Source organism: Siminovitchia terrae (genome assembly GCF_003605405.2).
GTDB lineage: Bacteria > Bacillota > Bacilli > Bacillales > Bacillaceae_C > Siminovitchia > Siminovitchia terrae.
In genome coordinates this window covers 66346-80507 of sequence record NZ_QYTW02000013.1, presented here as the reverse complement: position 1 = coordinate 80507, position 14162 = coordinate 66346, and the positions used below count along the sequence as shown (strand labels likewise).

At 42.8% G+C, this 14162-nt stretch carries 13 protein-coding genes; all 13 read left to right on the top strand.

Going from position 1 to position 14162, the window contains the following annotated elements:
* The first annotated feature begins 221 nt into the window (after positions 1 to 221).
* The 13 genes from queG to D5F11_RS13635 all read left to right on the top strand — a co-directional run bounded on the left by queG (position 222) and on the right by D5F11_RS13635 (position 14040).
* Positions 222 to 1352 (top strand): tRNA epoxyqueuosine(34) reductase QueG, encoded by a 1131-nt coding sequence (gene queG / locus D5F11_RS13695; protein ID WP_120116786.1) that lies wholly within the window; start codon positions 222 to 224, stop codon positions 1350 to 1352.
* A gap of 461 nt (positions 1353 to 1813) precedes the next feature.
* Positions 1814 to 2683 carry an amidase domain-containing protein gene (locus D5F11_RS13690; protein WP_120116788.1) on the top strand — a complete coding sequence of 290 codons (870 nt, stop codon included), beginning with the start codon at positions 1814 to 1816 and terminating at the stop codon, positions 2681 to 2683.
* A gap of 77 nt (positions 2684 to 2760) precedes the next feature.
* Positions 2761 to 3249, top strand: coding sequence for a tRNA (uridine(34)/cytosine(34)/5-carboxymethylaminomethyluridine(34)-2'-O)-methyltransferase TrmL (trmL, locus tag D5F11_RS13685; RefSeq protein ID WP_120116789.1), 489 nt, complete (start codon positions 2761 to 2763; stop codon positions 3247 to 3249).
* 438 nt (positions 3250 to 3687) lie between these two features.
* Positions 3688 to 5583, top strand: coding sequence for a PrkA family serine protein kinase (locus D5F11_RS13680; RefSeq protein ID WP_120116790.1), 1896 nt, complete (start codon positions 3688 to 3690; stop codon positions 5581 to 5583).
* 526 nt (positions 5584 to 6109) lie between these two features.
* Positions 6110 to 7276 carry a sporulation protein YhbH gene (yhbH, locus tag D5F11_RS13675; RefSeq protein ID WP_120116791.1) on the top strand — a complete coding sequence of 389 codons (1167 nt, stop codon included), beginning with the start codon at positions 6110 to 6112 and terminating at the stop codon, positions 7274 to 7276.
* Positions 7277 to 7791: 515 nt separating this feature from the next.
* Positions 7792 to 8733: a 1,2-phenylacetyl-CoA epoxidase subunit PaaA gene (gene paaA / locus D5F11_RS13670; protein ID WP_120116856.1), complete on the top strand. Its 942-nt coding sequence runs from the start codon at positions 7792 to 7794 to the stop codon at positions 8731 to 8733.
* A gap of 28 nt (positions 8734 to 8761) precedes the next feature.
* Positions 8762 to 9133, top strand: a complete 372-nt coding sequence (paaB, locus tag D5F11_RS13665; protein WP_120116792.1) for a 1,2-phenylacetyl-CoA epoxidase subunit PaaB — start codon at positions 8762 to 8764, stop codon at positions 9131 to 9133.
* Positions 9134 to 9186: 53 nt separating this feature from the next.
* A complete protein-coding gene (locus tag D5F11_RS13660; protein WP_120116793.1) occupies positions 9187 to 9492 on the top strand; it encodes an EthD family reductase in 306 nt (101 codons plus the stop codon).
* The gene (locus D5F11_RS13655) at positions 9485 to 10261 is read left to right on the top strand and encodes an enoyl-CoA hydratase-related protein (RefSeq protein ID WP_120116794.1); all 777 of its coding nucleotides are present in this window, start codon (positions 9485 to 9487) and stop codon (positions 10259 to 10261) included. The genes D5F11_RS13660 and D5F11_RS13655 overlap by 8 nt, the downstream gene beginning before the upstream one ends.
* A 13-nt stretch (positions 10262 to 10274) precedes the next feature.
* Complete coding sequence (locus D5F11_RS13650; protein WP_120116795.1) at positions 10275 to 11048, top strand: enoyl-CoA hydratase-related protein; 774 nt, start codon at positions 10275 to 10277, stop codon at positions 11046 to 11048.
* Between the two features lie 118 nt (positions 11049 to 11166).
* On the top strand, positions 11167 to 12201 hold the full coding sequence (locus tag D5F11_RS13645) for an ABC transporter substrate-binding protein (RefSeq protein ID WP_120116796.1): 1035 nt from the start codon (positions 11167 to 11169) through the stop codon (positions 12199 to 12201).
* A 14-nt stretch (positions 12202 to 12215) separates the two neighbouring features.
* Positions 12216 to 13265: an ABC transporter permease gene (locus D5F11_RS13640; protein WP_120116797.1), complete on the top strand. Its 1050-nt coding sequence runs from the start codon at positions 12216 to 12218 to the stop codon at positions 13263 to 13265.
* Positions 13243 to 14040, top strand: coding sequence for an ABC transporter ATP-binding protein (locus D5F11_RS13635; protein WP_120116798.1), 798 nt, complete (start codon positions 13243 to 13245; stop codon positions 14038 to 14040). Before D5F11_RS13640 ends, D5F11_RS13635 begins: the two co-directional genes overlap by 23 nt.
* Positions 14041 to 14162 lie beyond the last annotated feature (122 nt).

Sequence of the window (14162 nt, the reverse complement as noted above, 5' to 3'; positions counted from 1 at the left end):
TAGTATAGATGGAATTGTCACAAATTCCACCAGCCCTCCAAATAAGAAAGAGCCAAGCTTCATCTTGATGAAAATCCGGCCCATGATGCCCGAAAAAAGTGAGAAACCGAGGAAAGTGGTAATCAAAGCGTCCGGAAGATACCCGAAATAGCGGGTACCCCGAAAAAACGGTCATCAAAAACGAAACATTCATTTTTAAAGGAAAGGAGGCAGATTTTGTTATGAATTATGAAGCTCTGAAGGATGAGGTTATTGCGTACAGCAAGAAAATCGGAATTGACAAAATCGGTTTTACAAGTGGTGATCCTTTCATTGAAATGAAGAATCGGCTAATTAGGCAGGAAGAACTGGGGTATCAATCAGGTTTTGAACATAAAAACATTGAAGAGCGGACACATCCCGAGCTAATTTTTGACGAGCCCCGTTCCATTATCGCTATTGCCCTTGCCTATCCTTCAAAAATGAAAGATGCTCCACGCGGTGAACGTGGAGCAAGAAGAGGCATTTTCTGCAAAGCATCGTGGGGAGTGGACTATCATGTATTAGTTCGTGAAAAACTTGAGCAATTGGCTTCTTTCATTGATAGTAAAGCTGATCATGCCAGGTTCAAGCTGATGGTAGACACTGGTGAGCTGGTTGACAGGGCTGTGGCAGAACGGGCAGGAATTGGTTGGAGTGGAAAAAACTGCTCTATCATCACTCCTGAATTTGGGTCGTATGTATATCTTGGTGAAATGATAACAAACCTTCCTTTTGCTCCGGATGAGCCGATGCAGGATCAATGTGGCGAATGTACGAAATGTCTTGATGCATGTCCGACGGGGGCGCTAGTTCAGCCGGGACAGCTTGATGCTCAAAGATGCATAGCTTTCCTTACTCAGACGAAAGGCGTCCTTCCGGATGAATTCCGTGATAAAATTGGAAACCGTCTATATGGATGCGACACATGCCAAACTATCTGTCCCAAGAATAAAGGGGTTGATTTCCATCTGAATCCTGACATGGAACCTGATTCTCAGATTGCAAAACCTCTGCTTCAGCCTCTCCTTGACATATCAAATCGTGAATTCAAGGAAAAATATGGAGAGGTCTCGGGATCGTGGAGGGGCAAAAAGCCGATTCAGCGCAATGCGATCTTAGCTTTGGGGCATTTTAAGGAGCGATCTGCCGTTAGCGATTTGATCAAAGTTCTAAATGAAGATGTAAGGCCCGAAATCAGGGGAACAGCCGCCTGGTCACTCGGAAAAATTGGAGGAGAGCAGGCTAAAGAAGCGTTGATACGTGCACAAGCCAGAGAAAGCGATTCTCTTGTTTTAGAGGAAATTGATAAAGGTCTTCAGCTTTTAGAATAGAGTTTTATGCGGACAACATGAGGTTGTCCGTCTTTTTTTAACTTCATTCAGCAGAAGTCTCCCACTCCTGTAAGTGGTGAGATGAAAGCATATTGGTATTCCATTCAGTGGGGTTCAAACCCCGGTTGAATAAAGTTAAAGCCTCCGGCGGATGCCACAGATTTTCAGAGGAAATTTATCGAGCTTAAGCTCGATAAAATCTGGGCGTAAATACGCCAAGGCGCATTTAATAAAAGCTTTTTGATAGCGGTACCCATGAGAGTGACTGATCGAAAGGCAGTAAAGCCGCAGCCGAAATTCGTGACCAATGTTTTATCAAGATTTATCACTGAAAAAGGTGGAGCCGCACGTTTTTTACAAATAAACCTCCTATGTGGAAAAGCAGAAGACGTCTTCTGCTTTTTGTTTTTACGCATATAATTGCCTCTCTGAATGTATATATATCGGCGAGGAGGGATGAAGTGAAAGAACAGCTTCAGAAGATGCTGGAAAAAAAAGCAAGTGAATTTGTGGGGGAGAAAAAAGCAAAGGATGAAAAAGTCATCCGCAAAAGGGAAGTTATGTCCAAAAGGAATGCGGATATCGTGAAGACTCTTGCAGTTGGAAAAATCTCTAAGGCTGAAATGAAGGATGGGTATCATCAACTTTATTATCATGTACATCTAAAATATCTGATAAAGCAAGAGGATTTTTTATATGTAGAAGAGGAGCTGGAAAGAAGAAAAGCATCTTTCGGAAAAAAGGGATTACATGAAGATGTGGAACTTCCAGTAGATTTTACAATCAAAACAACAGAAGATGTTACAGTCGAAGAAGATCAGAATCCGGTGATGGAGAGATACACATATGACCGCCTGAAGGTCGTTCAATACGCTGAGAGATGGTGGGACGAATACAATCCTGCTTACCAGAAATTTGACGTGGACTGTACAAACTATGTCTCACAATGCCTTCATGCTGGAGGGGCTCCCATGAGAGGCTATCCCAATCGAAGCAAGGGATGGTGGTACCGGAATAAAAATTGGAGCTTCAGTTGGGCAGTTGCAAATGCGCTGAAAACATATCTGCAACATTCAACCGCTGGGCTGCAGGCAAGGGAAGTTCAGGATCCTCAGGAGCTTCAACTAGGAGATGTTATTTGCTATGATTTCCAAGGGGACGGGCGGTTCGACCATAATACAGTAGTGACTGGGAAAGATGCCTACGGCATGCCGCTTGTAAACGCTCATACGTATAATAGCCGAATGAGGTACTGGGCATATGAAGATTCTTCTGCTTACACGTCAAACATCCAATATAAAATGTTCCATATTGTTGACGATAGTTCGTAGATAGGGTTAAACCGGTTCCTTTTCATTCATCAAGGTGTTATAATATCACGGTATTTTGATGAATGAGGTGACTCTAATTGGCCATACATGTAGTATTATATCAACCTGAAATCCCTGCCAATACGGGGAATATTGCAAGGACCTGTGCAGCCACGGATACATGGCTTCACCTTATCCGTCCCCTCGGCTTTTCTACGGATGATAAAATGCTGAAAAGAGCAGGGCTTGATTATTGGCAATATGTTAACATTGTTTATCATGATTCTTTGAATGATTTTTTTGCCTCTAGCCAAGGAGGTAAATATTTCTTTTTGACGAAATACGGTAAGAAGCCGCATACATCATTCGCATATGATGATCCTGAAACAGATTATTATTTCATATTCGGCAGGGAAACGACAGGGCTGCCAAAGGAGCTGCTGAAGGATAATCTTGACAGATGCTTGAGAATTCCGATGACCGAAAATGTAAGGTCTCTGAATTTATCCAACACAGCAGCCATTCTTGTGTATGAGGCGCTGCGTCAGCAGGGCTATCCCGGATTGGTGGGATCAGACCCCCTTTAGTTTGTTAAAGTACCCAATTTCTGGCATTCATTGCTTATTCCTAGCCAAAAGAAAAAGGCCGCCACAAGAAGTCAATTTTGATTGACTTTCTGGACGGCTTTTTTTCATTCGTAAAATACGTGATTACTTCTTGAATACTCCTGGCTTATCTTCGCGGCCGGATGTGAAAATTGCAGTCAAGAATGCAATAGCTACACCCAACATTAAGATCGTTCTCATCCTTATGTAAGCCTCCTTTTTCAAACATAGTTGTCACTGAAGCTTATTATAGCCCATTTTTTGTATTATGTGAATGGAGCACTCATATTATAAATATGGCGAACCTTTGAAAAAATACTCCGGCGCAAAAAGGGGCTTATGCTTAATTGAGACATGTTCAAGCGAGCGAATGCATATGGTTAATTAAACATTCCTCATCAAGCACATAGGGAGGTCTATATGGATATTCTAAAAAAGATTGAACAATACAGGTCTCAAGAGGAGAAGTTGAGGTGGGAAGGAACTTTCGCCGATTATTTGAAATTAGTCAAAGAAAAGCCGTGGGTAGCACAGTCGGCACACTCCCGTATATACAATATGATCAGGGATGCGGGTGTTGAAGAAGAAAATGGCAATAAAGTCTATAGCTTTTTCAGCCATGAGATGTTTGGTTTGGAGGAAGCACTGGAAAAGCTTGTTGAAGAATACTTCCATCCGGCGGCAAAACGACTTGATGTAAGAAAGAGAATACTGTTGCTAATGGGGCCTGTCAGCGGCGGGAAATCAACCCTTGTCACGATGTTAAAAAGAGGTCTTGAAGCCTATTCTAGAGGTGATAGGGGTGCAGTATACGCCATCAAAGGCTGTCCAATGCATGAAGATCCGCTTCATTTAATTCCCCAGCATTTACGAGATGACTTCTATAAAGAATATGGAATTAGGGTGGAAGGGAACCTTTCACCATTAAATACAATGAGGCTGGAAGAGGAGTACGGAGGCAGGATCGAAGACGTATTGATAGAGCGCATATTTCTTTCCGAAGATAAACGGGTGGGAATTGGAACATTCAGTCCCTCCGATCCGAAATCCCAGGATATTGCGGACTTGACCGGAAGTATTGATTTCTCAACGATTGCAGAATATGGGTCGGAGTCGGACCCTAGAGCTTACCGGTTTGACGGTGAGCTAAACAAAGCCAACCGCGGTTTGATGGAGTTTCAGGAAATGTTGAAGTGTGATGAAAAATTCCTCTGGCATTTGCTCTCGTTGACACAGGAAGGGAATTTTAAAGCTGGCAGATTTGCACTTATTTCCGCAGATGAATTGATTGTGGCGCACACGAACGAAACCGAGTATCGGTCCTTCATTTCCAACAAAAAGAATGAAGCACTTCATTCTCGGATCATTGTTATGCCTGTCCCGTATAATTTGAAGGTTTCCCAGGAAGAACGGATATATGAAAAAATGATCCGCGATAGTGATGTAGCAGATGTCCATATTGCTCCGCATACATTGAAGGTTGCAGCGATGTTTACTGTCTTAACAAGATTAAGAGAACCAAAACGCGGAGATATTGACCTCTTGAAAAAGATGCGGCTTTATGACGGTGAAAATGTGGAGGGCTATAATTCATCGGATCTGAACGAACTGAAAAAAGAATATCAGGATGAAGGAATGAGCGGTATTGATCCTAGATACGTGATCAACCGGATTTCATCTACAATCATCCGTAAAAAAGTGCCATCCATCAACGCATTGGATGTGCTGAGATCCTTGAAAGAAGGCCTCGACCAGCATCCGTCCATTACTCAGGATCTCCGTGAAAAATACTTGAATTTCATTTCAGTTGCACGGAAAGAGTACGATGAAATGGCGAAAAAGGAAGTTCAGAAGGCATTTGTGTATTCATATGAAGAATCTGCAAAAACGTTGATGGACAATTATCTTGATAATGTTGAAGCGTTCTGCAACAAATCGAAACTTCGTGATCCTTTGACAGGAGAGGAAATTAATCCGGACGAAAAATTGATGCGCTCCATCGAGGAACAAATCGGCATTTCTGAAAATGCCAAAAAAGCATTCAGGGAAGAAATTTTAATTCGCATCTCGGCTCTCGCACGCAAGGGGAAACGGTTTGACTACAGATCCCATGCACGCCTGAGGGAAGCCATCCAGAAGAAATTGTTTGCTGACTTAAAGGATGTTGTGAAAATCACGACATCGGCAAAAACGCCTGATGAGCAGCAATTGAAAAAGATTAACGAAGTAGTGGCGCGCCTGATTGATGAGCACGGTTATAACTCGACATCTGCGAATGAACTTCTTCGCTACGTCGGAAGCCTGTTGAATAGATAATGTGAGACCCCCTTCCAAAAGAGTGAACAACATGTTCTCGGCGGAGGAAGGGGTTTTTATTTTTAATAAGAAAAGAAATTGGTAAAAGGATCGGGATCACTGTTTCATTCAAGTAGCAAATCAGTAAAGAGGCAGTTTTAACCGATAAGAAATTCTAAAAAACTATATTAAGAACAAGTAAGGATGCTGGTTTATATTTGTCCCATTCTCGCAAACTTCTGTAAATAAATCTGTTATCCTGCATAAGATAGAGTAACAAATGGTGAGAATTACTACTATACAATCAGAGAAAGGTAAGGCTTATAGGGCTTAGCTAAGGTGGCACCGGCGTATAGGTAATACGAGTGTAAACGCAGCGACAGGATATCGCTTCTAAGCCGCCGATGCCACAATGTTAATCAGACCAGTTTGTCACTCTTTATTCGGCTGTTTTTCCACATGTCGAATTGAACGGAGCGTAGATAAACAGTTCTTGTGCTTTTGCTCTCACCATAGTTTTAAAAAATGCAAGGGGGGCGTCGTAAATATGTCAAACTCGCAGTCACATCAGTTTGCTGTCTCTCAAGAAGATTGGTCCCTCCATCGAAAAGGTTATGACGATCAACAACGACATCAGGAGAAGGTACAGGAGGCCATTCGAAACAATCTGCCGGACTTGATCACTGAAGAAAGCATCATTATGTCAGATGGCCGTGATGTTGTTAAAATTCCGATCAGATCTTTAGATGAATATAAAATCAGATATAATTATGATAAAAATAAACATGTCGGCCAAGGCGATGGGGACAGTCAAGTGGGAGATGTAGTAGCCAGGGACGGTTCCCAGCAGGCGGGTCCAGGTAAAGGGCAGGGTGCAGGCGATCAGCCGGGCGAAGACTTTTATGAAGCAGAAGTTTCCATGCTTGATTTGGAAGAAGCATTGTTCAAGGAATTGGAGCTGCCAAATTTAAAAAGAAAAGAGCAGGATGCCAACCAAATAACGCATATTGAGTATAATGATGTACGGAAAACTGGTTTAATGGGCAATATTGATAAGAAAAGGACGATGATGAGCGCATTTAAAAGGAATGCAATGAATGGTGATCCTAATTTCTATCCCATTTTTCCTGAAGATTTGAAGTTTCGCACGTGGAACGAGGTTCAGAAGCCTGAATCCAACGCTGTTGTCATTGCGATGATGGACACAAGTGGGTCGATGGGGGTATGGGAAAAGTATATGGCGCGAAGCTTCTTCTTCTGGATGACCCGATTTTTACGGACAAAATATGAAAAAGTAGTTATTGAATTCATTGCTCATCATACGGAGGCCAGAGTTGTATCAGAAGAGGACTTTTTTTCAAAAGGAGAAAGCGGTGGAACGATCTGTTCATCGGTGTACAGAAAAGCTTTGGAAATCATTGGAGACAAATATGATCCCGCCCGCTACAATATTTATCCGTTCCACTTTTCTGATGGAGATAACCTTACATCAGATAATGCCAGATGTATTAAGCTTGTTGGCGAGTTGATGGAGAAATCAAATATGTTCGGCTATGGAGAGGTTAATCAGTATCAAAGAAATTCCACTTTGATGTCGGCTTATAAAAATATCAAAGATGAAAAATTCCATTACTATATTTTAAAGCAGAAAGCTGATGTGTATCATGCTATGAAAAGCTTTTTTAAAAAGGAAGCTGAAACAATGACGGTATGATTTCACGGAAATGATTGCAGGAGGAGAGCTCAACATAAGAGTGACGCCTTCTGCAATTATTTTTGTGTTCACCTGTGAATGGCCTCAGATAAGAGGTGTGGTCATCAATTTGGCTGAAGAATAATCTTACTTCCAGTGATCCCGTGTTTGTCGTATTTCCTTTTAAGAAAATTTTCTGATTTTATGGTTGACAGTCTATCAAATTAAAAGTATTCTTTAGTTAAATATAACGGAAATTTATCATGCGGGCAATTTTTCGTTATAGTTTTAACTTCATTCAGCAGAAGTCCCCCACTTTTATAAGTGGTGAGATGAATGCATATTGGTATTCCATTCCGTGGGCTTTCAAATCCCGGCTGAATAAAGTTAAAGCCTCTGGCGGATGCCACAGATTTTCAGAAGAAATTTATCGAGCGGAGCTCGATAAATTCTGGGCACAAATACGCCAAGGCGCATTTGATAAAAGACAGATTGAAAGCGCCTACAAAACGTTACTTTTGAAAGGAGTGCGTTTGATGGATGTGGCAACAGAGCTCTCTAACGAAGAAAGGCTTAACCGTTTTATGGAGAGGATCAATGCCGGAGAAAAAATCGAGGCCAATGACTGGATGCCGGATGATTATCGAATGGCTCTAATCAAGTTGATCTCTATGCATGGAATGAGTGAGATCATGGGGGCGCTCCCGGAAAAGGAGTGGGTGCCTAAGGCGCCTTCACTTCGCAGGAAGCTCGGAATCATGGCGAAAGTCCAGGATGAAATGGGACACGGTCAGCTTCTATTGCGTGTAGCTGAAGATTTGATGGCTCCGTTTGGAAAAGGCAGGGAAGATATGATGAATGATCTTCTAAATGGAGATTTGAAGTTTCATAATGTCTTCCATATGGAAGCTCCCACATGGGCAGATGCCGGATTGGTCGGCTGGCTTGTTGATGGAGCGGCTATTATTACTCAGACCAATATGCTGGGTGCCTCCTACGGTCCTTATGCGAGGGCTCTTCAGAGAATTTGCGCAGAAGAGGTGTTTCATGCTCAACATGGGGAGTCCATCATTTTGGCTCTTGCGGAAGGATCAGAGGAACAAAGAGCTATGATTCAGGATGCCATTAACAGGTGGTGGCCATCGCTGCTCATGTTTTTCGGACCCGCTTCAGCTGCAACAACTGGATCATCCAAGCAGGATATCACTATCAAATATAAAATCAGGACAAAAACGAATGAGCAGCTTCGGCAAGATTTTCTCTCGAAATATATTCCAAGAGTACGCTCACTTGGTCTTACACTCCCGGATGATACCCTGAGGTTTGATGAGGACAAACAGGAGTGGACCTATCAACAGCCTGACTGGAGTGAATTCAAAAAAATTATTTCCAATAAAGGACCAAAATCTGAAAGCAGGCTCCATTTAAGAAGAACAGCCTTCAAGGAACACGAATGGGTGAGAAGGGCGCTAGGCTAAAGTATTGACGGAAGGGAGGAGGACTGCGATGGGGAAAGAAAAAGATGATGGATTTTATCAAATATATGAAGTATTTAGCAAGAGAAGTCATAAAGGAGATTTTCAGCACCAATTCAGTTTGCTGGCTCCCAACAAGGAAATGGCCTTTATCATGGCTCAGGAAAATTTCATGCGACGGGAGCCCGTTATTGATATTTGGATAGTGAAGCGGGATGACATCCGCATGATGCAGCCTGAAGAACGACAAATCGTGAACAGGCTTGATAACAAAGATTATCGTACGACGAAAGGCTACGGTTATTTGCGTAAGAAGTGGCGCCAATATGAACAGCAAATGCTGGATGAAAAAGAGATTATGTCTTGGGGAGATGACGACAAGGCATCAAAGAAGACACAATAATTTTTTTGCAATATGTATCATAAACAGTCATGTAGAGAAAAGGGGAATGATGAATGTTTAAAATGATCGCGTTATTCAAGAAACCTGAAAATACGGAGGAATTTGACCAATATTATTTCGAGACGCACATCCCGTTAACGAAAAAAATTCCAGGATTGAGGAAGGTAGAGATTACAAAAATCACAGGATCTCCAATGGGAGATAGCCCGTATTATTTGATGTGCGAAATGTATTATGACAGCTTTGATGCTTTTAAAGAAGCTTCAAAGACGGAGGAATCCAAAGCATCAGGAAAAGATGTCATGAAATTTGCCGGTGACATTGTTACTTTCATGTTGGGTGAGCAAGTAGATGAGTGATTATCAATTTATTCAGACGGAGTCCGATGGTCAAGTCGGAATCGTCTGGCTGAACAGGCCGGAAGTTTTGAATGCATTAAACCGAACAATGGTGAATGAAATTCTCTCGGCTTTCGAGGAATATGACCGCGATGATGAAATACGTGTGATATTTTTGGCGGGAAGAGGAAGAGCCTTTGCAGCTGGAGCAGATATCGATGAAATGGCAGAAGATGACTCGGTTTCAATGGAACTGATGAACCAATTTGCTGACTGGGATCGGCTGAGCCTTGTAAAAAAGCCTGTAATTGGGGCGGTCCAAGGTTTTTGTCTTGGCGGAGGCTTTGAGCTTGCTTTGGTCTGCGACCTTTTGTTTGCAGCAAACGATGCCAAATTCGCTTTTCCGGAAATCAATCTTGCAGTAATGCCAGGAGCTGGTGGAACCCAGAGGTTGACCAAGCTGATCGGAAAGACGAAAGCACTTGAATGGATATGGAGCGGTGATATGAGAACTGCGAAGGAAGCTCATGAATTGGGAATTGTCAACCGGCTGTATCCGAATGACGATTTGGTAGAAGAAACACTCAAATTTGCAAAAGAACTGGCTGAAAAGCCTCCACTTTCAGTTCGTCTGATTAAAGAGGCTGTTAACAAAGCAGTTGATTACCCGTTGCAAGAAGGGATGTTCTTTGAGAGAAAGAACTTTTACCTGCTGTTTTCCTCGGAAGATCAAAAAGAAGGCATGAAAGCATTCGTTGAAAAAAGAAAGCCTGATTTTAAAGGGCGTTAAAGAGGGGGATTGGATGTTTAATACTATTTTATATGAAATAAAAGACTCTGTAGCATGGATTACGTTAAACCGTCCTGAGAAGCTGAATTCATTTAATGAAGCTATGCACACCGAGTTGCAGGAGGCACTTCAGTCAGCAGAGAATGACAAAAATATCAGGGCAATTGTATTGACTGGGGCAGGAAGAGCTTTTTCCGCCGGGCAGGATTTATCCGAAGTGGACAATTCCACGGACTACGGGGGATTGTTGAGAAGTCGATATAATCCGATTATCCAAAAAATGTCCGAAATTGGCAAGCCAATCATTGCCGCAGTAAACGGAACCGCTGCCGGAGCGGGATTTAGCCTTGCGCTGGCTGCAGATTTCAGGCTGGTATCTGAAAAAGCGAGTTTTTTAAATGCGTTCGTTCATATTGGTCTTGTTCCTGACTCCGGCAATACATATTATTTGCCGCGGATAGTCGGTCATGCAAAAGCATTGGAACTGATGGTGCTTGGAGAAAAGGTGAGTGCCGCGGAAGCTGAGAGGCTTGGACTTGCGACCAAAGTCATAACAGTAGAGGACTGGGAAAGTGATGTTTCAGCGTTTGCGGGAAGATTGGCTTCTATGCCAACAAAGGCAATCGGTCTAATGAAAGAAGGAGTAATACGGTCTTGGAATTCGACTTTGGAGAATGTATTGGAAGGTGAGGCTCATGCGCAAAGCCTTGCGGGACTTTCCACTGACCATCAAGAAGGAGTGCAAGCCTTTTTGGAAAAAAGGCAGCCTCTGTTTACAGGGGACTGATAGGCCCCCAATCTACTAACCTTTGAAACTTATTGACTAACAAGTCCAACCATTGTACCATTACGGTAATTATTGTCCTTTACCAAAAGGCGATAAAAAACAAAGAGGGGGAAAATGAATGAAAAGAAAGTGGAAAAGAAGTGCAATGGCTTTATTCAGCGGAACAGTCCTGATGCTTGCAGCCTGCGGAAATAATACTTCAGCTCCTGAAAAAAAAGAGGAGAAGCCGGATGATGCGGCGAAGCAGGAAGAATCAAAAAAATACAAAATCGGAATTACCCAGATTGTTGAGCATGATTCCTTGAATGCAGCCTCTGACGGCTTCAAAGCGGCGCTTAAGGATGCGGGGATCGATGTTGAATATGACTCGCAGATTGCACAAGGTGATAACAGTGCTAACACTTCGATTGCCAACAACCTTGTCAGCGAGGGCGTGGACCTTATTTTTGCCAACTCCACACCGAGTGCGCAAGCAGCGGCCAGTGCTACAAGTGATATTCCGATCGTGTTTACCTCCGTTACGGATGCCGAAGGTGCCGAATTGGTGGAATCCAATGAAAAGCCCGGCGGTAATGTGACGGGTACAGTCGATACACATCCGGATGCGATTCCGAATACATTGAAGTTTTTGAAAGAGGAACTGAAAGCCAAGAAAGTTGGTATGGTATTCAATTCTGGCGAGCAAAACTCACGTGCGCAAGTAGACTCTATTAAAAAGCTGATTAAAGACGAAGGACTTGGTCTTGAAATTGAAGAAGCTTCTGTAGCAACATCCGCAGATGTAAAGCAGGCGGCTGAATCGCTGGTCGGAAAAGTGGACTCCATGTATACCATTACTGACAACACTGTCGTTTCTGCCCTCGAGTCAGTTGTATCTGTTGCAAATGAAAATAAGCTGCCGATGATGGTCGGTGAATTCGATTCTGTCAAAAGAGGCGGATTGGCTGCTTACGGATTTGAATATTATGATATTGGATATGAAGCTGGTGAAATGGCTGTAAAAATTTTAAAAGGTGAAGGCGAACCTGCAGAAATGCCTGTCCAATATCCGCAAAATCTGAAATTTGTCATTAATAAAGAAACTGCTGAAGCCATTGGAGTGAAAGTCAAGGATGAGTGGAAAGCGGAAGACGTTAACGATTCAGAAAAATAAGGAGATGATTCTACATGTTTGCAGCTTTGTTTGGCTCCGTTGAGCAAGGAATCATCTATGCGATTATGGCCCTTGGGGTGTACCTTTCTTTCCGGGTTCTTGATTTTCCGGATCTTACCGTCGATGGAAGTTTTGTAACAGGTGCTGCAGTTGCCGCTACGATGATATTCTTCGGATATCATCCGGCGGCAGCTACGGCTGTTGCACTCGTCGTTGGATTCCTTGCTGGCTGTACTACAGGATTATTGCATACAAAAGGAAAGATTAATCCCCTTTTATCCGGGATATTAATGATGATTGCCCTATATTCCATAAATTTACGGATTATGGGATTGACCTCTGATAATTCTGTTGGCAGACCGAACATCCCACTGTTAAATTCAGAGACAATCTTTTCGAAGTTTCAGGCGTTTTGGGGGGACCTCGGGATTGACGCTGCATTGAACAATATGTTGGGAGCTATTGGCATCCAGCATCTTCCGTCCACTTGGGGTACGCTGATTCTCATGGCAATTCTGACTCTGATTATCAAGTTTGCAGCAGATTGGTTCCTGCAAACGGAAGTGGGTCTTGCTATTAGAGCGACCGGGGATAACAAGCGGATGATTAGAAGTTTTTCAGCAAATACTGATAATTTGGTCATAATAGGGCTTGGAATTTCCAACGCCTTGGTTGCCTTTTCCGGAGCATTGATTGCCCAATATGCAAAATTCTCAGATATCGGTATGGGGATCGGGATGATTATCATCGGACTTGCATCGGTTATTATCGGTGAAGCCATTTTTGGTACAAAGACCATTGTAAGGACTACACTGGCCGTTGTAGCCGGAGCAATTATTTACCGTATTGTTCTTGGATTGGCTTTGAGAATCAAGTTGCTTGATACAGGTGATATGAAACTGATTACAGCCATAATCGTCATTGCCGCCCTTGTAATGCCTCAATTGATTGAGAAGAGAAGAGAAAGCAAAAGAAAGGTCAAGTGGCATGCCGAAAGATTGGCAGCTTTGGAAGCAGCCAAAAACAAGGAGGTAGAAACCGTTGCTGAAGCTCGAACAGATTAGCAAAATCTTCAATGAAGGCACACCGGATGAAAAAATCGCCTTGGATCAAGTAACCTATTCTTTGAAAGAAGGCGATTTTGTCACAGTGATCGGAAGTAACGGTGCCGGCAAGTCCACTTTGATGAATATGATTTCAGGTGTTCTTACTCCGGATGTCGGTGCAGTGAAAATTGATTCTAAGAATGTGACAAGACTCCCTGAGTATAAACGTTCTCACTTTATTGGTAGAGTGTTTCAGGATCCCATGGCAGGTACTGCGCCTACGATGACAATTGAAGAAAATTTGGCAATGGCCTATTCCAGAAATAAGAAGCGAACCTTGAAAAAAGGAGTGGATAGGAAAAGAAAGGACTTTTTCCGCACTTCCTTGGAAACTCTTCATTTAAATCTGGAAAACCGTTTAAATGCCAAAGTGGGGCTTCTGTCTGGAGGGGAAAGGCAGGCATTGTCCCTGTTGATGGCGACTTTCACCCAGCCTTCCATTTTACTGCTTGATGAGCATACAGCTGCACTTGACCCTGCAAGAGCCGAATTGATCACGAACCTGACGAAAGAGCTTGTTGAAAAGGATAACCTGACAACCCTAATGGTTACGCATAACATGCAGCAGGCACTTGATCTTGGGAACAGGCTCATTATGATGGACAAAGGCCAAGTCATCCTCGAAGTGGATGAAAAAGAGAAGAAGGAATTGACGATTGAGAAATTGCTTGCTGAATTCCAGAGAATCCGCGGAGAGCAATTTGCAAGTGATAAAGCTTTGTTAACAAGTTGATGTTGAAATGAATAATTGCGGTTCTAATATCGGATTATTCTTGATATGCTGTACCGGAAAGCCGGCGGGGCTGTGTGATTAGTTGGATTATATTGCCCCGAATACGCCGGGTTGACGAAATG